At 54.9% G+C, this 19,141-nt stretch carries 19 protein-coding genes; 16 read left to right on the top strand and 3 right to left on the bottom strand.

What is annotated here, in order from left to right; all coding sequences use genetic code 11:
* Nucleotides 1-74: 74 nt before the first annotated feature.
* Complete coding sequence (locus OEZ10_14200; protein MDH5634120.1) at nucleotides 75-767, bottom strand: hypothetical protein; 693 nt, start codon at nucleotides 765-767, stop codon at nucleotides 75-77.
* A 162-nt stretch (nucleotides 768-929) separates the two neighbouring features.
* Between OEZ10_14200 and tgt the strand changes: the two genes are divergently transcribed.
* From tgt to OEZ10_14250, 10 genes are all read left to right on the top strand, one after another.
* A complete protein-coding gene (tgt, locus tag OEZ10_14205; protein MDH5634121.1) occupies nucleotides 930-2,051 on the top strand; it encodes a tRNA guanosine(34) transglycosylase Tgt in 1,122 nt (373 codons plus the stop codon).
* 188 nt (nucleotides 2,052-2,239) lie between these two features.
* A complete protein-coding gene (gene yajC / locus OEZ10_14210; GenBank protein MDH5634122.1) occupies nucleotides 2,240-2,572 on the top strand; it encodes a preprotein translocase subunit YajC in 333 nt (110 codons plus the stop codon).
* A 52-nt stretch (nucleotides 2,573-2,624) separates the two neighbouring features.
* Entirely contained in the window at nucleotides 2,625-4,505 is a 1,881-nt protein-coding gene (secD, locus tag OEZ10_14215; protein MDH5634123.1) for a protein translocase subunit SecD, read from the top strand.
* A 29-nt stretch (nucleotides 4,506-4,534) separates the two neighbouring features.
* Nucleotides 4,535-5,548 (top strand): protein translocase subunit SecF, encoded by a 1,014-nt coding sequence (gene secF, locus OEZ10_14220; protein ID MDH5634124.1) that lies wholly within the window; start codon nucleotides 4,535-4,537, stop codon nucleotides 5,546-5,548.
* Between the two features lie 180 nt (nucleotides 5,549-5,728).
* A complete protein-coding gene (locus OEZ10_14225) occupies nucleotides 5,729-7,237 on the top strand; it encodes a hypothetical protein (protein MDH5634125.1) in 1,509 nt (502 codons plus the stop codon).
* Nucleotides 7,238-7,239: 2 nt separating this feature from the next.
* Nucleotides 7,240-7,899 (top strand): VWA domain-containing protein, encoded by a 660-nt coding sequence (locus OEZ10_14230; GenBank protein ID MDH5634126.1) that lies wholly within the window; start codon nucleotides 7,240-7,242, stop codon nucleotides 7,897-7,899.
* Nucleotides 7,900-8,061: 162 nt separating this feature from the next.
* Nucleotides 8,062-9,318 (top strand): serine hydroxymethyltransferase, encoded by a 1,257-nt coding sequence (locus OEZ10_14235; GenBank protein ID MDH5634127.1) that lies wholly within the window; start codon nucleotides 8,062-8,064, stop codon nucleotides 9,316-9,318.
* 162 nt (nucleotides 9,319-9,480) lie between these two features.
* Nucleotides 9,481-9,987, top strand: a complete 507-nt coding sequence (gene nrdR, locus OEZ10_14240) for a transcriptional regulator NrdR (GenBank protein ID MDH5634128.1) — start codon at nucleotides 9,481-9,483, stop codon at nucleotides 9,985-9,987.
* Nucleotides 9,988-9,993: 6 nt separating this feature from the next.
* The gene (gene ribD, locus OEZ10_14245) at nucleotides 9,994-11,097 is read left to right on the top strand and encodes a bifunctional diaminohydroxyphosphoribosylaminopyrimidine deaminase/5-amino-6-(5-phosphoribosylamino)uracil reductase RibD (GenBank protein ID MDH5634129.1); all 1,104 of its coding nucleotides are present in this window, start codon (nucleotides 9,994-9,996) and stop codon (nucleotides 11,095-11,097) included.
* Nucleotides 11,098-11,160: 63 nt separating this feature from the next.
* Nucleotides 11,161-11,814, top strand: a complete 654-nt coding sequence (locus OEZ10_14250; protein MDH5634130.1) for a riboflavin synthase — start codon at nucleotides 11,161-11,163, stop codon at nucleotides 11,812-11,814.
* Between the two features lie 70 nt (nucleotides 11,815-11,884).
* Here the strand turns inward: OEZ10_14250 and OEZ10_14255 are convergent, their stop codons facing one another.
* Together OEZ10_14255 and OEZ10_14260 are read right to left on the bottom strand one after the other, a co-directional pair.
* Nucleotides 11,885-12,415, bottom strand: coding sequence for a hypothetical protein (locus tag OEZ10_14255; GenBank protein ID MDH5634131.1), 531 nt, complete (start codon nucleotides 12,413-12,415; stop codon nucleotides 11,885-11,887).
* A gap of 5 nt (nucleotides 12,416-12,420) precedes the next feature.
* A complete protein-coding gene (locus tag OEZ10_14260) occupies nucleotides 12,421-13,602 on the bottom strand; it encodes a serine/threonine protein kinase (GenBank protein MDH5634132.1) in 1,182 nt (393 codons plus the stop codon).
* Between the two features lie 235 nt (nucleotides 13,603-13,837).
* On the opposite strand from OEZ10_14260, the gene ribBA reads away from it, so the two are divergent.
* From ribBA to OEZ10_14290, 6 genes are read left to right on the top strand one after another with little or no spacing between them, the layout of a single operon-like run.
* Nucleotides 13,838-14,986: a bifunctional 3,4-dihydroxy-2-butanone-4-phosphate synthase/GTP cyclohydrolase II gene (gene ribBA / locus OEZ10_14265; GenBank protein ID MDH5634133.1), complete on the top strand. Its 1,149-nt coding sequence runs from the start codon at nucleotides 13,838-13,840 to the stop codon at nucleotides 14,984-14,986.
* Nucleotides 14,983-15,456 (top strand): 6,7-dimethyl-8-ribityllumazine synthase, encoded by a 474-nt coding sequence (ribE, locus tag OEZ10_14270; GenBank protein ID MDH5634134.1) that lies wholly within the window; start codon nucleotides 14,983-14,985, stop codon nucleotides 15,454-15,456. Before ribBA ends, ribE begins: the two co-directional genes overlap by 4 nt.
* Before the next feature lie 21 nt (nucleotides 15,457-15,477).
* Nucleotides 15,478-15,918 (top strand): transcription antitermination factor NusB, encoded by a 441-nt coding sequence (nusB, locus tag OEZ10_14275; GenBank protein ID MDH5634135.1) that lies wholly within the window; start codon nucleotides 15,478-15,480, stop codon nucleotides 15,916-15,918.
* An 8-nt stretch (nucleotides 15,919-15,926) separates the two neighbouring features.
* Nucleotides 15,927-16,898: a thiamine-phosphate kinase gene (gene thiL / locus OEZ10_14280; GenBank protein MDH5634136.1), complete on the top strand. Its 972-nt coding sequence runs from the start codon at nucleotides 15,927-15,929 to the stop codon at nucleotides 16,896-16,898.
* Nucleotides 16,898-17,404: a phosphatidylglycerophosphatase A gene (locus tag OEZ10_14285; GenBank protein ID MDH5634137.1), complete on the top strand. Its 507-nt coding sequence runs from the start codon at nucleotides 16,898-16,900 to the stop codon at nucleotides 17,402-17,404. Before thiL ends, OEZ10_14285 begins: the two co-directional genes overlap by 1 nt.
* Nucleotides 17,401-19,140: a beta-lactamase family protein gene (locus OEZ10_14290; protein MDH5634138.1), complete on the top strand. Its 1,740-nt coding sequence runs from the start codon at nucleotides 17,401-17,403 to the stop codon at nucleotides 19,138-19,140. The genes OEZ10_14285 and OEZ10_14290 overlap by 4 nt, the downstream gene beginning before the upstream one ends.
* The last annotated feature ends 1 nt before the right edge of the window (nucleotide 19,141 follow it).

Below are 19,141 nucleotides of genomic sequence, written 5' to 3' on the forward strand. Positions count from 1 at the left end.
ATGACCGGCCACTGGGCCGGTCATGGTGAGGTTGTCCCGGGTCGTTCAGCAAGAACCGGGTTGCCGATTTCTTATCAATCGACCTTGTAATAATCCGAGATCACACGAGTTTGTTTGTGGTACAGCAGCACCACGCGACCCAGGGTGCCGTAAGTGTATCCCGACGGCGGTGTTTTCAGGCGCGCATCCAGTGAAGAGCGCGTCTTCTTGATGGGAATGTTGTGCGGAATCGCCATGCCGCGCTGGATGCGGCCCTCGGTGCCTGGTGGCAGCGCTGACGGTGCGTACAGGTCCATGCGCCGACTGGTCTTGCGGTAGTACCGCTTGATATCACGTCGTTGCTCCGCCGAAAAGCTGTGCTTGGCGTATTGCTTGAGCGCTTTCCACGGGCTCGGTGGTGCTTTTGGAGCAGGCGCGGCCGGTGGCGGTGGCGGTGTCACTACCCGGCCACTGGTTGGGGGCCGTTCGTCCCGTTCCGGCTCCCGGTACCGGTCATCGCGATCAACGACGTCGGGTTGACGACCGCGGTCTTCAGCAAAATGCCGATGACCGTGTTCGCGGCTGTCGTGATCGACACCGTGCGGGTGGCTGTGGTTGTAGGTGTGCGTGTGTTCGTGGCGGTGCTTGTCGTGGTTGTTATCACCCCGATGACGGCCGTGATCATGGTCGTCATTATGGCGTCTATCGGCGTAGGCATTGAGCGACAGGGTGCAGCTCAGCCCGGTGATGATCGCGACGACCCAGAATGAATGTTTGAGAGGTAGCATAAACGGCTCCCGGTTCATGGTTATTATTTAAAAGGTTCATCAGCGCCCGGTCCGGGCTGTCGCCGCAGACGATCGTTCTGAACCGGGTGCATATCTGATACCATAGCACGCCTGAATCAACTTGTGATTTCATTTGAGCCACTCACCCGCCAGCGACATTCTATGCAGTTCAAACTTTTAGGTACCGATAATCGCGCGCGGCGCGGCCAGATGATTTTTGATCGCGGCGTGGTCGATACGCCAGCGTTCATGCCGGTCGGCACCTATGCCACGGTCAAGGCGATGACGCCCGACGAGGTGGCCGGTACCGGCGCCCAGATAGTCCTTGGCAATACCTTTCACCTGATGCTACGACCGGGGACGGAGATCATTAATCTTCATGGCGATTTGCATGATTTTATGGGCTGGCAGGGGCCGATCCTGACTGACTCCGGCGGGTTCCAGGTCTGGAGTCTTGGCAAGCTGCGCAAGATTACCGAGCAGGGTGTGGAGTTTCGTTCGCCCGTGGACGGCCAGCGCATTTTCCTGGGGCCGGAAGAATCCATGGCGGTCCAGGAAAAACTGGGCTCGGATATTGTCATGATTTTCGATGAATGTACGCCGTACCCGGCCACCGAGCCCGAGGCGCGCGTGTCCATGGAGCTGTCCTTGCGTTGGGCCGAGCGCAGCAAGATCGCCCATGGCAACAACAAGGGCGCGTTGTTTGGCATCGTCCAGGGCGGCATGTACGAGCATTTGCGCGATATTTCCCTGACTGGGCTGAAGCAGATCGGGTTTGACGGCTATGCCCTCGGCGGCCTGTCGGTGGGCGAGCCCAAGGAGGAAATGCTCAAGGTGCTCAACCACATGAGCCCGCAAATGCCGGCAGACAAGCCCCGGTACGTGATGGGCATTGGCACGCCCGAAGACCTGGTGGAAGCGGTGCGCCGGGGTATGGACATGTTTGACTGCGTCATGCCGACGCGCAATGCCCGCAACGGCTGGCTGTTCGTGCACGAGGGTGTGGTCAAGATTCGCAACGCCGAGTACGCCGCCGATACTGGCCCGCTGGATCCGCACTGTGATTGCTACACCTGCCGCAATTTCAGTCGTGCGTATTTGCGTCACCTGTTCCGGTCCAACGAAATTCTCGGCGCGCGCCTGAACACGCTGCACAACCTGCATTACTACCAGGTCTTGATGAAAGGCCTGCGTGACGCCATAGAAGCAAAAAAACTGGATGATTTTGTCGAGAAGTTTTATGGTATGCGCCGCGCCAGTCCGGAGCCGCTCGAGCGCAGCTGACCCGAAACCCGGGAACGGGCCGCAAGCGGAAAGGAATCCGGATAGTGGCGGCAGACGGCGCAGGGTAGCGCGAACAAAATATATAAAAGGAATGGTTCGCCCCGATGATGGTGTGAGCGTGCTGCCCCCGGACAATTGACCGCCGAACTTTGATACGAACTGTTTAATACAAGAGTAGAGTGACTGATATGAGCTTTTTGATTTCTGATGCGTTTGCAGAAGGTGCCGCAGGTGCGCCCCAGGGTGATCCCACCGGTTCGATGATCTTTTTCCTGGTGCTGTTCGCCGTGTTCTATTTCATCCTGATCCGGCCGCAGCAAAAACGTGCCAAGGAACACCGCGCCCTGGTTGAGTCCCTGGCCAAGGGTGACGAGGTCGTCACCAATGGCGGCATGCTCGGCAAGATCACCGGCCTGTCTGACAATTTTGTCAGTGTTGAAGTGGCCAATGGCGTCGAGATCAAGATTCAGCGTTCCGCGATTCACGCGGTATTGCCAAAGGGAACCATCAAGTCAGCCTGATTGCAGCCGACCATAAGGCTGATCAGAAAGAAAAATAAAACGGATTACATCAATGAATCGCTATCCGCTCTGGAAATACATTCTTATTGTCTTTGTCATTGTACTGGGCCTGCTATACGCGCTGCCCAATATTTTCGGCGAAGACCCTGCCATCCAGGTGTCCGGCTCACGTACCGGCAAGGTGACTGATGAAACGATAGATCGCATCAGGCAGTCACTGGAAAACGCCAAAATTGAATATGTCAGCGCCTATATCGAAGACAAGTCAGCCAAGGTTCGGCTGAAAAGTTCAGCTGATCAGCTGAAAGCTCAGGATGTTGTCAAAGGTGCGCTGGGTGACAATTACACGGTTGCACTGAACCTGTTGCCGGCAACACCGGCGTGGTTGCGCATGATTAACGCCAAGCCCATGTATCTCGGCCTTGATCTGCGTGGTGGCGTGCATTTCCTGATGCAGGTGGATATGGAGTCGGTTATTTCCAAGGCCGAAGAATCCTACGTGGACGACATGCGCTCAGCCATGCGCAAGGACAAGCTGCGTTACCTGGGTGTCAAGCGACTGAAAGATCATATCCAGGTCACGTTTCGTGATACCGAAACCCGGGACAAGGCAATCCGCCTGGTTCGTGACCAGATTGGCGATTTGCTGGTGGAAGAAGCTGATATTGATGGTTCAGCCGCGTTGACGGCCAGGATGCGTCCCGAAGCCAAGTCCGAGAAACGTCGTTTCGCCATCGAGCAGAACATGACTTCGCTGCGTAATCGCGTGAACGAACTGGGTGTGGCGGAACCTATTATTCAACAGCAGGGTGCGGAACGTATTGTTGTGCAGTTGCCTGGCGTGCAGGATACCGCCAAGGCCAAGGAAATCCTCGGCCGTACGGCAACTCTGGAATTCCGCATGGTTGACGAACAGCATGACCCGATGGCAGCCATGCGTGGCCAGGTGCCGGCCGGCTCCAAGCTGTACAAGTATCGCGATGGTGCGCCAATCCTGCTGCAGAAACGCATTATCTATTCCGGTGACAACATTGTTGATGCGGCGCCGGGATTTGACAGTCAGAACAACACGCCGATCGTAAGCATTACACTGGATTCGCGTGGTGCCGCCATCAACCAACGCATAACCGGCAAGAGTATCGGCAAGCGCATGGCCGTGGTGTATATCGAGCTCAAGTCGGAAGTGAAGCGGGATCTGCAGGGTAACCCGGTTCTCGATGAGAAGGGTCGCGAAATCAAGGTCAACCGGCACATCGAAGAAGTGATCACGGCTCCGGTGATTCGTTCACAGCTTGGCAAACGTTACCAGATTGAAGGTCTGGACAGCGTTGAAGAAGCCAATGACCTGTCATTGCTGCTGCGTGCCGGCGCCCTGGCTGCACCGGTTCAAATCATCGAAGAGCGCACCGTTGGTCCAAGCCTGGGTCAGGACAACATTGACCAGGGCATGCAATCCATTGCCATCGGCCTGGTGGCTATCATGATCTTTATGGTGGTCTATTACCGCTGGTTTGGCATGATTGCCAACGCCGCGCTTACTGCCAATATCGTGCTGATTATCGCCGTGCTGTCCGTATTCCAGGCGACACTGACCTTGCCGGGTATCGCCGGTATCCTGCTGACCGTAGGCATGGCGGTGGATGCCAACGTGCTGATCTTCGAGCGTATTCGTGAAGAGTTGAAAAATGGCAGTACACCGCAGGCGAGCATCCAGGCAGGGTATGCCAAGGCGCTGAGCACTATTGCTGACGCCAATATTACAACGCTGATTGCCGCCATTATGCTGTTTAACTTTGGTACCGGGCCGATCAAGGGCTTTGCCATTACGCTCAGTATCGGCATCCTGACTTCCATGTTTACGGCCATTGTCGGCGCGCGCGGTCTCACGAATCTTGCATTTGGCGGTCGTCGCGTTGAAAAACTTCCGGTGTAACGCGCAAGCGGCACCAGGGAAACATAGTTATGCAATTTTTTGACAAACGAACTGAAATTGATTTTGTCGGTATGCGCAAGTTGCCCATGCTGGTGTCGGCATTGCTGGTCATTGGAACCATGATTCTTCTGGCGACACGCGGACTGAACCTGGGACTTGATTTCACCGGTGGTACGCTGGTGGAGCTGAGCTACAAGGAAGCCGTCGAAGTATCGACCATTCGTGGCGAGCTTGAAAAGGGCGGGCACGGTGATGCCATTGTCCAGCACTTCGGCACCACCCGTGACATCCTGATCCGGCTACCGGTGAAGTCAGACAAGGATGCGGTGGAAACCAGTAATCAACTGGTTGCCCTGCTGCGTGAACAGCGTGGCGAAGCGGCTGCATCAACACGCGCAGACCAGCAGGATGGTGCGCAGATGTGCCGGAAGGGTGATGCGGTACAGGCTTGTGACATCCAGGTACGTCGGGTTGAATTTGTTGGCCCGCAAATTGGCGATGAGTTGACGGAAAAGGGCGGATTGGCCCTGATTTATACACTGATCGCTATCCTGATTTACGTGGCGTTCCGGTTTCAGTGGCGGTTTTCTCTGGGCGCGATCCTGGCCACGGCCCATGACGTATTGCTGACCTTTGGCTTTTTCTCGCTGACACAGATTGAATTTGACCTGACTGTGCTGGCGGCAATCCTGGCTGTACTGGGTTATTCGCTGAACGATACCATTGTTGTGTTTGATCGTATTCGTGAGAACTTTCACACGCTGCGCAAGAGCGACGTTGTATCAATCATGAATCGTTCAATTAACGATACACTGTCTCGCACCATTATCACTTCCGGTACTACTGTGTTGGCACTGACGGCGCTGTTCATCTTCGGCGGTGAAATCATTCATGCATTTTCCATCGCCTTGCTGGTCGGTATTGTTGTTGGTACCTATTCTTCCATTTTTGTCGCGACCCCGGCGGTCCTGGCGCTGGGGATCACTCGTGACGACCTGTTGCCGCCGAAAAAAGAAGGCGAAGCCGTCGACGACATGCCCTGATGACCTGGGCAGCCGGATTTTCGGGTCATTTGTTCCTGAACCGGCTGTCCTGTCAAACCCGACTTTCTGTCGGTGTCCCGGTTTCCCCGCTGGACAGCCTGTTCTATTGTCTATACTTATGACTTCTGCACTATATAACTAAAATCGATACGCCCCACGCCACGTGGGCGGAGGAAGACAATGAGTTCTAACTGGTGGATGATTGTACCCGGTAATGTGGCGCTTTCCGGCGTTCTGATGTTTCTGATTGCCATGCCGTTTTTGTACGCGGCGCGCACCCAGATGCATGGCATGATCAGGGCAGCGAGCCGGGCCATATCCAACCCCATGCGAATTGCTTCGCGCTTCCTCAATCGTACCGCCGACGAGATGCGGTCACGAAACCGTGCCGTTATGATGGCGCACGGCCGCAAGGAAATGGAAGATGCCATTTCCCATGAATTCGAACATATCGCGGTACTGGTCAAGCGGGACCTGCACGGGTACCCCGAGTTGCAGCGTCGCATGTCTGATTCTATTACCAAGATCGAGGAAGACTACAAGAAGTGCGGCGAAGTGCCGCCACCGCCACCGGAATGGGCCAAGGCCATTGAATCCATCTCGGACCTGCAGCGCAAGGGCAGTGATGGACTGGTTGAAAAACTGCTGGATGATATCAGCAAGTCCATGGGCAAGATTTATGACAAGGCGCTGAGTGAATACCGCAAGAGTTATGAGGGCCGGCACAAGATACTGAAATCATTCAGCCCGCATTGGCGTTCGCTGGACCAGAACATGACCCAGGCTGACAAGAAGATTGGTGGCCTGAGCAAACAGTCCGAGCAGATTGATCAGCACATGGAAAAGTACGAGCAGATCATCAAGAAATCCGACAAGGCTGAAGCCATGCTGGCGCAGTCAGCCTCCAAGCAGTTTATTATTGATACGGTCGTTATGGTCATCGCTGTTCTGGGCGCCTATATCAACTCGCGCCTGATTGAACTGCCGATGCGCGAAATGGTGGGTGCCGGTGATTACCTGGTAGGCAATATTACGGTATCAGACGTGGCTTCCATGGTGATTATTTTTGTTGAGGCAACCATGGGTATCTTCCTGATGGAAACCGCGGGCATCACCCACCTGTTTCCGAAAATGTCCAGCCTTAACCATACAATAAAGCGTCGCATATTCTGGATATCATTGACGATCCTGGTCATTCTCGCCGGTATCGAGGTGGCGCTGGCGGTGATGCGTGACTTTATTGCTGCCGACAACGCCGCCTTGAGGCAGCAACTCAGTGGTGACGCCGCTGCCGCTGCTGCCGCTGCCGCTGCAGCCAAATCTTCATCCATAGCCAGCCATATTCCGATGATTGGGCAAATGGTGTTGGGTGGCATCCTGCCGTTTGCACTGGCTTTTGTTGCCATTCCACTGGAGTCATTTATTACCTCGGCACGTACCGTGTTCGGTATGTTGATGGTCCTGGTGGTGAGATTGCTTGCGCTGGTCTTCAGGGTGGTTGGCAATATCTTCAGGCAGATCGGTGTATCACTGATCAATTTTTATGACGTCGTCGTCTTTATCCCGTTGGTGATCGAAGGCATCTTGCGCAGCAAGGGCGTGATCAGTGAAAAACGCAGTCACGACCGCGGTGGTGTGGCGTCGTTTGCCCATCACAAGAAAAGTCGTACCGCGACCGGGGAGTTGTAAGGATGAATTTGTCGGGAAAGCTGTTTGCAGTTGTGCTTATTATCCTGTTTGTATCAGCGTGTGAGAAAACTGATCATCGCAAATCGATTTACATGGTCATCGACACCTCCGGTACCTATGCCAGCGAGGTTGACAAGGCCGAGCGCGTGATCAGCTTTCTGCTCGGCAAGCTGAATCCCGGGGATTCTCTGGCTGTAGCGCAAGTCAAAAGCCGAAGTTTTAGCGAGAAGGATATTGTCGCCAAGGTTACCTTTGACAAGACGCCCTCCAAGGCAACAGCGCAGAAGCGTGCTTTTCGCGAAAAGATCAACATTTTTGCCAAAAAGGTGAAGTCCAGCCGTGGCAGTGCCTTTACTGATATCACTGGCGCCATGATCCAGGCTGCCGAGTTTCTCAATGAAACCGGCGCCGGTAACAAGATGATCCTGGTGTTTTCCGACATGCAGGAAGAGCTGGGTAAGGGTACGGTCCGTAATTTTCCGATCGATATGAGTGGTATTGAAGTGGTGGCGTTGAACGTAACCAAGCTTACTACTGATAATGTTGATCCCCGGCGCTACCTGGATCGACTGGATCGCTGGGAAAAACGTCTGCGCCAGGCCGGTGCCAAGGACTGGAAAAAGGTCAACGACCTGGAACACCTGGAGCGAATCTTCCGCTGAGCGCCGTAACATTCATTTTGCAGTCGGAAAAAAGCCCGGTATTCACCGGGCTTTTTGGTTCATGCAAATCAGGCCGGAATCCGTTATCCTTCCGATCCATCAGGCGCCATGACCGTGAGTCAGGCGGTTTTTCAGGCACACCACTACGGAGACAGGCAAGCAATGTTCAGCAAAGACATGACCATAGCCGGATATGATGATGAACTGTGGCAGGCGATCCAGCAGGAAGAGCAGCGCCAGGAAGAACATATAGAACTAATCGCCTCGGAAAACTATGCCAGTCCGCGGGTTATGCAAGCGCAAGGCACCATGCTTACCAACAAGTATGCCGAAGGCTATCCCGGTCGTCGTTATTACGGTGGTTGTGAGCATGTCGATGTTGCCGAACAACTGGCCATTGACCGCGTAAAAGAGCTATTCGGTGCCAACTATGCCAACGTTCAGCCGCATTCCGGTTCCCAGGCCAATGCCGCCGTGTACCTGGCCCTGTGTACGCCCGGTGACACGATTCTCGGCATGAGCCTGGCACACGGTGGTCATCTTACGCATGGCGCCAAGGTCAACTTCTCCGGCAAGCTGTTTAACTCCGTCCAGTACGGTCTGAACGATGAAACCGGTGAAGTGGATTACGCCCAGGTCGAAGCCCTGGCCAGGGAACACAGGCCCAAAATGATTGTTGCCGGGTTCAGCGCCTATTCGCGCATCATGGACTGGCAGAAGTTCCGTGACATCGCTGACAGCGTTGGCGCCTACCTGTTTGTCGATATGGCGCATATCGCGGGATTGGTGGCAGCCGGACTGTATCCCAGCCCGGTACCGATTGCTGACGTGGTGACCTCTACCACGCACAAGACCCTGCGTGGTCCGCGCGGTGGCATTATCCTGTCCAGGTCCGATGATGCTGACCTGCACAAGAAGCTGAACTCTATCGTTTTCCCGGGCACCCAGGGTGGTCCGTTGATGCACGTGATTGCCGCCAAGGCTGTCGCTTTCAAGGAAGCGCTGGATCCGGCGTTCAAGACCTATCAGAAACAGGTGCTGGTCAACGCCAGTGCCATGGCGGACACCATGACAGCCCGTGGCTACAAGATTGTTTCCGGTGGTACTGATGATCACCTGTTCCTGGTGGATCTTGTTGACAAGGGCATTACCGGCAAGGATGCGGAAGCAGCTTTGGGTGAAGCCAATATCACTGTCAACAAGAATGCTGTACCCAATGATCCACAGTCCCCGTTTGTTACCAGTGGCCTGCGTATCGGCTCACCAGCCATAACCACGCGCGGTTTCGGCGAGAAAGAAGCTGTCGACCTGGCCAACTGGATGTGTGACGTGCTGGATAACATGGCCGATGCCGGCGTGCGCGAGCAGGTAAAAGCCAAGGTGCTGGAGTTGTGCCAGCGATTCCCGGTCTACAAGTAACGGGTTATCAAAATTTGCGATAACGAAAAGCGGATGCGGGTCATCCGCTTTTTTGTTGCGGCGAATTCCAGTGCAGGCCGAGGGTGCGTCGATCGTCGCATTTCGCCGGCATCCGGTCTAGAATTCGGGCTATTCAATATCACGCGGGACCTGGCCTGAACAATGCGATGCCCCTTCTGTTTTGCGGAAGATACCAAGGTAGTTGATTCGCGCCTCGGCGAGGACGGTGATACCGTGCGTCGTCGTCGTGAGTGCTTGTCCTGTCATGAGCGCTTTACCACCTTTGAGCGCGCTGAACTGCGACTGCCGCAAGTTGTGAAATCCGATAACACCCGCGAGAGCTTTGACGAAGACAAGCTGCGCTCAGGCTTGCGCCGGGCATTGCAAAAGCGTCCGGTGGATGCCGAAACCGTAGAGCGTGCAGTGGGGCATATTCGTCACAAGTTGCTTGCCAGTGGCGACCGGGAAATCAAGTCCAGGGAAATCGGCGAGTGGGTGATGCAGGAGTTACGTGAAATAGACCAGGTGGCGTATGTCCGGTTTGCCTCGGTCTATCGCAGTTTCCAGGATGTGGAGGCCTTCAGCGAAGAAGTGCAGCGGCTGCAAAATGAGCCCACACCCGAGGCGCGCCGCAAACAACTAAAGCTGCTCCCGGACGAGGAAGATTAAGTCCTGATGTTTTCCGCCGAAGATGCCCGATACATGGCCCGCGCCCTTGAGTTGGCGCGTCGCGGCCTTTACACCACGGATCCCAACCCGCGAGTTGGATGTGTGCTTGTTGGTAACGGCAAGGTGCTGGGCGAAGGCTGGCATGAGCGTGCCGGCGGCCCGCATGCGGAGATTGTTGCGCTGAATCAATCCGGGCAACAGCATCTCTATGGTGCCACTGCTTATATCACTCTCGAGCCTTGCTGCCATACCGGGCGTACCGGTCCGTGTTCGCAGGCTTTGATTGATGCCGGGGTCGCGCGCGTGGTGGTAGCCATGCGCGATCCGAATCCTTGTGTCGATGGCGGTGGCATCAAGCAATTGCAGGACGCCGGTATTGAGGTCCACCATGGCTTGATGGAGGCCCAGGCAGAGACACTTAACCCCGGGTTTATCAGTCGTATGACACGACATCGGCCATGGCTACGCGTCAAGCTTGCGGCCAGCCTTGATGGCCGCACAGCACTCAAGAATGGTGAAAGCAAATGGATTACCGGTGAGGATGCTCGCGCCGACGTGCAAATGTTGCGTGCCCGTAGCTCGGCAATTTTAACCGGCGTCAGCACCGTGCTACATGACAATCCATCATTAAATGTTCGTGATTTGGATATTGGCCGCCAGCCCTTGAGGGTGGTCACCGATACCGGGCTGCGCATGCCCACGGACGCAGCCATGCTGAAATTACCCGGGCAGACGCTGATTGCGACCGCGGTGCGGAACCCGGAAAAGGAAGAAGTGCTTCGGGCTGCCGGCGCTGAAATCGTGCATATCGGCACCCAGGCTCACGCCATTGATCTGCCGGCCTTGATGACTCACTTGGCTGCTCGCGAGGTAAATGAGATGCATGTCGAAGCCGGTGCGACACTCTGTGGTGCCTTGCTGCAGGCGGGACTGGTGGACGAGCTTGTTTTGTATTTGGCGCCGCATATTCTTGGAAATCAGTCCCGGGGGTTGTTTAATTTGCCCGAGCTTGAGACTATGTCAGGCCGCATCGAATTGACGATCACGGATGTACGCGCAGTCGGACGTGACTGGCGCGTAACCGCCAGGGTCGGAAGCGGACCCCGGTAATCAAAGTAAAAAAATCACTGAAATGCAGTCATTACAAGTGAAAACAGGGTAGAGGAAGACGCGATGTTTACAGGAATTATCGAGGCTACCGGCCGCGTCGCGGCGTTGGCAGCCAAATCAGATGGTCTTCGACTTCATATCAATACCGGCAAACTACGCCTGGCTGATGTCAGGCTGGGAGACAGTATCGCCGTCAATGGCGTGTGCCTGACGGTTGTCGATCTGCCTGGAGACGGTTTCTGGGCTGATGTCTCCACCGAGACCTTGAAGCACACCAGCCTCGCCGGCTTGCGCATAAATTCGCCGGTAAATCTTGAGAAGGCTATGGCGGCGGGCGATCGTTTTGGCGGTCACATGGTCAGCGGGCACGTGGATGGCGTCGGGAAAATCGTTTCCCGTGAAGACGAGGGTCGTTTCGTACGCTTCAAGGTGCGCGCGCCGGAAGCGCTGTCACGCTACATTGCTACCAAGGGTTCTGTAACGGTTGATGGCACCAGCCTGACCGTGAACAGTATCGATGCCCATGACTTTGTGCTCACGATTGTCCCGCATACCATCCAGGAAACCATTATTGGCGATTATGCAGTTGGTACGCGTGTCAACCTGGAAGTGGACCTGGTGGCTCGTTACCTTGAGCGACTGTTACAGTGCGCCGGCGATGAGCAAGAAACCGGGGTCAGCATGGAAAAGCTGGTGCAGTACGGGTTTACCAAATAAATTCGACCTGAGCCAGGGTTTGCCTTGAGATCAAAAAAGCCGCGCAAAGCGGCTTTTTTATTGTTGCGGGCTAAAGAATGCTAAACCGGGTTTCAGCCTTGCCCAGCCGTATATCCTTGCCGGTCCGGGTATCCGACAGTATCAGGCTGGTCTGAATTTTGTATTGCCCGTTAGCGGCGTCACGCGGCACTGGCAGGGCATCGGTCGCAATATAGTGACCACTTTCTGCGAGCTGATCATCAATTATCTGGGTATAGCGGGTGATATGTTTGCCCTTGCCACTGTAGTAATCGTTGATTTCTTTCAACTGGTGCCAGGGTTGTCGCTGAATCGCCAGCTTTAGTTCTTTCTTGACCATGACCGCACTGCAGGCGTTAACGCTGGTGGTCATGGTGCTGAGATCATAGTGCGCGGCCTTCGCCGGTGCTTTGCCCTTTATGCTGGATTCGGATTGGGTCAGGTCGGCAATTTTCCTGTAACTGACGTTGTAGTGATTGGCCGTCAAGTCGTTCACAAGACAATCGAGTGTCGCCCGTTGCTGCTGGCATCCCGATACCAGTACTGCCGTGATCACGCAGATCCACGATGTTATTTGAATCATTGGCTTCACGGTTCGACTGGACCCCATGTGCGCCGCAATGCTTCGTATCGATCTGCTGCGCCGGCCTTTGATGATGAAACAGTGTGAAGGGTTTTGTTGGCTGGCAGCGAAATATTGTTCGGGCCGATACCCAGGATCGTGACCAGGATCATGATGATTCCCACCAACGATCCATCTACCAGCAGGTTGCGCCAGCGACTTCGAGGTATGTGGGTAACCAGCGGCTGATAGGGAGCGGGTTTGTTGGTCAGGGTGTCACCACGACGTCGACGATTCAGGCTGATGGCCAGCTCATGGGCAAATTCTGCGGCAGTCTGGAAACGTGCATCTGGCTCCTTGCGGATAGCTTTCATGATGACTTGTTCCAGGGGCTTGGGCATGCGTTGATGTCGACCGGGCGAACCCGGGTTCTCCTGGACATGGGCATGCAATAACGCATAACGGCGGCGGTGCTCAAACGGCAGGCGCCCGGTAATCATCTCGTACAACGTCACGCCGAGCGTGTAAATGTCCGAACGTTGATCGACCGCCTTGCCATTGACCTGCTCAGGCGGAATATAGAGCAGGGTGCCAATTAACGGGCGCTCACCAGGCAGTCGTTTCGGGGTATCGGCGCTGGCAATACCGAAGTCCATGATCTTTATCTGGCCTTGTTTGGTTATGAATATGTTGGATGGTTTCAGGTCCCGGTGCACCACGCCGGCGCGGTGCATTTCGGCAACCCCTGCCAGTAATTGCTGGAACAGGTCATGGGCTTCGTCAACGGTAAACCGACCCTTATCGGTGAGGACTGCGTCGAGTGTCCGTCCTTCCAGGAATTCCATGACCAGTGCCGGCCCGGCTTGCGTTTGCAATGTGCCATAGAGTGTCGTGACAAACGGGCTGTTTACCCGGGCCTGGGCCTGTACTTCGGCGAGGTAACGGGACAGGGTCTCCCGGTACGAAGTGCGATCGGCAATAACCTTGAGTGCAACGATGCGGTCGAGCTGGGTATCGAGCGCCTTGTAGGTGCTACCCATTCCACCGGTGCCCAGGTGTTGCAGGATTTCGAATTGATCCAGGTGTGTGCCTGGCTCCAGCTGATCGGCCTGTAGCGGCACATCGGTGCGTCGAAACCGGTCGGTCAGAATGACCGTATTTTCGGTGGCGGGCTTTTTGCCCGATATATTCCTGGATGCCACGGTCATGCTGTCACTCGAGTGGAATAGTTTGTCTTCGACCCATTATCTCAATAATTTAGTTCACAGCGGGCAAAATGACAGGCGATTGGCGCAGTACATCGGATTGGCGCCTGTTGTGCCCGGACCAGTGGTGCCTGGCAGGCGAAATCCAGCGCCAAGTGTGCGATTTTTCAACATGAGCATTTTGCCCGAAAATAGGTGATAATCCCGTCAGACAAGGCACATTCAGGGGTACGTATTCATGCCAATAAGTCCTGCAGCGGACATCATCGAAGAACTGAGGCAAGGCCGCATGGTCGTGCTGATGGATGACGAAGACCGGGAAAACGAGGGTGATCTGGTCATGGCCGCCGAGCATGTTCGCGCTGACGACATCAATTTTATGGCCAAGTATGGTCGTGGCCTTATTTGCCTGACTTTGACCCGTGAACGTTGCGAGCAGCTCAATCTTCCTCTCATGGTCAGTGATACGCTGACCAACCAGACGACAAATTTCACGGTCTCAATCGAAGCGGCCGAAGGTGTCACGACCGGTATTTCCGCTGCCGATCGCGCGCGTACGGTTCAGGCAGCAGTGAAAGCGGGTGCCAAGCCGTCTGATATCACCATGCCTGGCCATATTTTCCCGTTAATGGCCCAGCGTGGCGGGGTATTGGCGAGAGCCGGTCACACGGAAGCTGGCGTGGATTTGCCACGGCTTGCCGGCCTGGAACCGGCCAGTGTTATCTGCGAAATCATGAATGAAGACGGTACCATGGCGCGCTTGCCGGAACTGGTGCCATTTGCCGAGCAGCACGGCCTGAAAATAGGCACTATTGCGGACCTGATCCATTACCGCATGGAGCGCGAAGCCACGGTTCGACGCATTGGAGACTACCGGGTGCCAACAGATTTTGGCGAGTTCCAGGCAACCAGTTACCACGATGATATTAATGGCAACGTGCATCTCGCTTTGAGCAAGGGCATTATTGATCGCAACAAACCGACACTGGTGCGTGTTCATGTTCAGGAAACCATACTTGATGCATTCACCGACGCCCACCGGTCACGCAGCTGGACTCTCAACGAGGCTCTGCATCATGTAGCCGAGGAAGGCAGTGGTGTTGTTGTGATCCTCAACCAGACTGCATCGTCAGACGAACTGTTAAAGCGTCTTGATCGTTTTCGTAACGATGATCAATCGCAGGCACGTCCGGTGCACGTGCGTGATGAAATGCGCACCTATGGTCTTGGCAGCCAGATATTGACGGACCTGGGTGTTGGCAAAATGCGTGTTATGGGACATGCTATCAAGACGCCAGGTATGTCAGGGTTCGGACTCGAGCCGGTTGAATACCTGGAAACGAGTCATACCGATCAACAAGACAAAACCAAGAAGCAGGCAGGATGAGTATTAGAACAATTGAAGCAGATGTAGTTGGCCGCGATGCGCGTATTGGCATTGTTCTCGGTCGCTGGAATGATTTCATTGGTGAAGCATTGCTGAAGGGGGCCATCAGTGGCTTGCGTCGCCACGGCGTCGATGAATCCGCCATTACCGTGGTTCGTGTACCCGGAGCATTTGAAATCCCGCTTGCACTCAAGGCCCTGGCCGATAGCGGTGACTATGATGGTCTGGTCGCACTGGGTGCAGTGATTCGCGGGTCAACGCCGCACTTCGATTATGTTGCCGGCGAGTGCGTCAAGGGCATGGCCCAGGTGAATATGCAGTCAGGTATACCGGTTTCATTTGGTGTATTGACCGTCGATACCATCGAACAGGCTATAGAGCGTGCCGGTACCAAGGCAGGCAACAAGGGCGAAGAAGCCGCGTTGTCTGCACTGGAAATGGTTAATTTGATGAAGCAGCTCAAGGGCTAGTGATCCCGAAAGGGGGTTAACATGACTCAAGGCAGTCGGCATCTTGCGCGCCAGGCGGCCGTGCAGGCGCTTTATCAATGGCAGTTAACCGAGCAGGCCCCGGAAGACATTGAGGATCATTTCATTCTTGATCATGAGATGAGCCAGGTTGACATGGAGTATTTCGACTTGCTGGTACGCCAGGTACCACTCCATGTGCATGAACTGGATGATTACCTGATACCGTATCTTGATCGGGAGATTGATGAAGTTGACCCGGTTGAGCGTGCCATCCTGCGTATAGGCGTATATGAATTCGAGTTTCATCTTGAAGTGCCCTACAAGGTGATCATTAACGAGGCGGTGGAACTGGCCAAGACTTTTGGTGCAGAGCATGGCCACAAGTTTGTTAATGGTGTGCTCGACAAGGTGGCCGCACGCTTGCGTGCCGCTGAAATCAAGAGTGCGCCGTCAACCGCCTGAGCATTTCCTTGCCTGAATTCCAGCTGATTCAAACCTATTTTTCCCGTCAACCAGTGCACCGGGCTGATGTCGACATCGGTATCGGTGACGACGCTGCACTGGTGTCACCTGCTGAAGATATGCAATTGGCCGTTGCTGCTGATGTGCTGAACGAGGGCGTGCATTTTCCTGCCGGTACGGATGCCCGTGCAATTGGTCACAAGGCCCTTGCCGTGAATCTCAGCGATATGGCGGCCATGGGCGCCGAGCCTTCGTGGTTCACACTGACACTGAGCATGCCGGGCGAAGACAAGGACTGGCTTGAAGGTTTTTGCCAGGGCCTTTATGAGTTGGCGTCACGATACAATGTGCAATTGATTGGCGGGGACACGGTATCGGGACCATTGTCGATTGGCATACAGGTCTGCGGTTACGTGCCGCGAGGCACGGCATTGATGCGCAACGGCGCCCGGGTCGGTGATAATGTCTTTGTTACCGGAACGCTTGGCGATGCCGCAGCAGGCCTGGCCTTGCATGATCAGAAGTTGTGCATGGACGATTCTTCGGCATCCTTGTTGCTGAACCGGCTTGAGTTTCCTGAACCCAGGGTGGAAGCAGGCATGATATTGCGCGACTGCGCGACTGCGGCCATTGATATTTCAGATGGTCTGGTTGCTGATCTCGGGCATATCTGCGAAATGAGTGGATGCGGCGCGACGATAGATGCGGAAAGGGTTCCGGCTTCAGAGAGTTTCACGCGTTTTGTCGAAGCGGGCGGGGATCGTCGGCTGCAGTTGAGTTTTGGTGATGACTACGAATTGTGTTTCACCAGTGAACTCGATGAGGTGGAATTAAACCAGCGACTGGATGATGCCGGATGTACCGTTACCTGTATCGGTACGATAACCGGAAGCAGTGGCATAAGATTGACAGATCACAATGGCAAAGAAGTGGGTTTTGACGAAACCGGTTTTGAGCATTTTGGCAACAGGACGACCTGATGGGTAGCCGGGTTGCGATTCCGGCCAGGCTGTTGCGCGACCCCGGACATTTTCTGGCACTGGGTTTTGGCAGCGGCCTGGTACCATTTGCGCCGGGAACAGCAGGAACTGTTGCCGCCATTCCGGTGTTCCTGTTGCTGCAAAGCCTTGGCTGGACAGTCTACATGGCTGTCACCGTGGTGTTGTTTGTCCTTGGTATTTATCTTTGTGGCCGAACTGCCAAGACACTGGCTGTGCATGATCATCCAGGCATAGTCTGGGACGAGGTTGTGGGCTACCTGGTTACCATGGTTCTGGTTCCGGCTACACCGGTGTTGATTATCACCGGGTTCGTGTTCTTTCGCCTGTTTGATATCTGGAAACCGTGGCCGATTCGAAAGCTGGATGCAGGCGTGGGTGGCGGCCTGGGTATTATGCTCGATGATATACTGGCCGGCGTTTATGCAGCAGCATTTGTCCAGACAATCATGGCAGTACAAATACTACCTTCACAGTTTCTGCAATGAACCGGTCAGCATTATTCAGGCGAGCCGGTTGGCCGGCAACTCTCCGCGTTTTGTTGCTGGCTGCACTTGTACCAGGGCTGTTCCAACCCGCCTTTGCCGCACCGGTCGGCAAGGCACTTTCTGCGGCAGTTGATTACAGTACCCTGATTGCCCGTATGCGCGATGACATTCCGGCGCTGTTGCATCAGCACAAGACGCCCGGACTGGCTATTGCCCTGGTTGATGGAAACCGTGTCGTTTGGAAGCAGGGATTTGGAAAATCTGTTGATACCGGTGCCGAAGCAGTGTCTTCAGCTACGCGTTTTGGTCTCGGTTCGGCAAGCAGCCTGGTGATCGCGGATGCGGTGCTTCATCTGGCAGAGCAAAACCGTATTGATATCGACAAACCGGTCAGTTTTTATCTTCCGGGGACAGGGTTTCGTAACCGGTTTAACGACAAGATGCCAACCGTACGCGACCTGTTAAGTCACCATGGAGGGCTTCCTTCGGGCCAGATGAAAGGGCGCTGGATACGGGAAAATGAGCAGGTAACCGGTTTGCCCACCACGTTCGATCTTGTTGCGCCACCTCGCCATGTTTACGTCCAGTCGATGATCGGCTCGGAATTGTTGGCAAGACTTGTGTCAAAAGTGAGCGGTCAGGATTACGAAGAGTATGTTGCGGCGCACATATTCGGGCCATCGGGCATGAAGGACGCACTCTACGATGACAAGACTGCAGGCGGAGTTGCCGGTGGTCACCTGGACAGGAAACTTCAACCCCGAACCAGCGTGAGAGACCGGGCCGCGACCGGCCTGTTTGTCAGTATTGATGATATGTCGGCCTACCTTTCAAAGCTGATTGTACGGCCTAGTGCCATGCAGCGACTGGCGATCCAGAATGCGGATGTCCGGCTCGACCTGGGCAGTATGTTTGCCTATGGCTGGGCATTGAGTGCGTTCGATATAGTCAATGCCGGACCGGTGGCGCATTTCAGCGGTGAAGCATTGCACTACCAGTCACAGCTAGTGATGACTCCGTATCACAATCTTGCAGTGGCAGTACTTGCCAATGCAGCGGAGTCGCGAACCCTGGTGGATGAACTGGCACGACGAATCCTGGCCGGCGCACTGCAGCTGAAGGCAGGTATCGAACAGGGGGCGACGCCACGCAAGCTTGCCGGCAAGCCGATAGAGCCAGCAGGCGAGTATGCAACCTGGAAGGGTTACGCCAAGGTCTTCAGGAAAGGCAGGCATTGGCGGTTGCGTCTCAATGATACCAGCCTGTTTTTGATTGAAGATGGCGAGTTTTACCGTATGCAATACCGCCTGCTGGGAATTATGCCCATCAAGGTGCCAGAACTGGAGCATGTTCGACTCGCATTCCGCAAGCTGGATGGAAAATCCCGCATGGTGTCACGATTCAAGGGCTGGGATTTTCTTTTTGGCGAACAAGTGCAGCATCAGCCGCTACAGTCGTCGTGGCGTGAGCGCCCTGGACGCTACAGGGTTATAAACCCGGACAGTGTTGTCAGGCTGTCGGATATTGATCTGGATTACCGAAACGGGTTGCTGTTGCTGTCATACAATGCACCACCCTATATAAAGGACAAGGTTGTCTTTCCAATTGAGCCGATATCGGGTTCGGAGGCAGTCATATCGGGAATTGGCCGCGATCTCGGCCAGCTAGTGAGGTTTACGCGTGTTTCCGGACGAAATCGCATCGAGCTATCGGGTTATGTCGCCGAGCAGCAGTAAC

The sequence above is a fragment of the Gammaproteobacteria bacterium genome, from assembly GCA_029880545.1.
Taxonomy (GTDB): domain Bacteria; phylum Pseudomonadota; class Gammaproteobacteria; order Acidiferrobacterales; family SZUA-150; genus JAOUOD01.